1 protein-coding gene is annotated in these 1067 nt (G+C 54.7%); it reads left to right on the plus strand.

Features of this window, described 5'->3' with window-relative positions; genetic code table 11:
- The coding region (gene tuf, locus KE671_RS22525; protein ID WP_206164791.1) for an elongation factor Tu at window positions 1-1067 on the plus strand (1067 nt) is incomplete at both ends.

The raw sequence follows: 1067 nt of genomic DNA on the forward strand, positions 1-1067 counted from the left end.
CTGACCGCTGCCATCACTACCGTACTGGCTAAAACCTACGGCGGTGCTGCTCGCGCATTCGATCAGATCGATAACGCGCCGGAAGAAAAAGCTCGTGGTATCACCATCAACACCTCTCACGTTGAATATGACACCCCGACTCGCCACTACGCACACGTAGACTGCCCGGGCCACGCCGACTATGTTAAAAACATGATCACCGGTGCTGCGCAGATGGACGGCGCGATCCTGGTTGTTGCTGCGACTGACGGCCCGATGCCGCAGACTCGTGAGCACATCCTGCTGGGTCGTCAGGTAGGCGTTCCGTACATCATCGTGTTCCTGAACAAATGCGACATGGTTGATGACGAAGAGCTGCTGGAACTGGTAGAAATGGAAGTTCGTGAACTTCTGTCTCAGTACGATTTCCCGGGCGACGACACCCCGATCGTTCGTGGTTCTGCTCTGAAAGCGCTGGAAGGCGACGCAGAGTGGGAAGCGAAAATCATCGAACTGGCTGGCTTCCTGGATTCTTACATTCCGGAACCAGAGCGTGCGATTGACAAGCCGTTCCTGCTGCCGATCGAAGACGTATTCTCCATCTCCGGTCGTGGTACCGTTGTTACCGGTCGTGTAGAGCGCGGTATCATCAAAGTGGGCGAAGAAGTTGAAATCGTTGGTATCAAAGAGACTGCGAAGTCTACCTGTACTGGCGTTGAAATGTTCCGCAAACTGYTGGACGAAGGCCGTGCGGGTGAGAACGTTGGTGTTCTGCTGCGTGGTATCAAACGTGAAGAAATCGAACGTGGTCAGGTACTGGCTAAGCCGGGYWCCATCAAGCCGCACACCAAATTCGAATCTGAAGTGTACATCCTGTCCAAAGACGAAGGCGGCCGTCATACTCCGTTCTTCAAAGGCTACCGTCCGCAGTTCTACTTCCGTACAACTGACGTGACTGGCACCATCGAACTGCCGGAAGGCGTTGAGATGGTAATGCCGGGCGACAACATCAAAATGGTTGTTACCCTGATCCACCCGATCGCGATGGACGACGGTCTGCGTTTCGCAATCCGTGAAGGCGGCCGTAC

Source organism: Citrobacter amalonaticus (assembly GCF_018252635.1).
Lineage (GTDB): Bacteria > Pseudomonadota > Gammaproteobacteria > Enterobacterales > Enterobacteriaceae > Citrobacter_A > Citrobacter_A amalonaticus_E.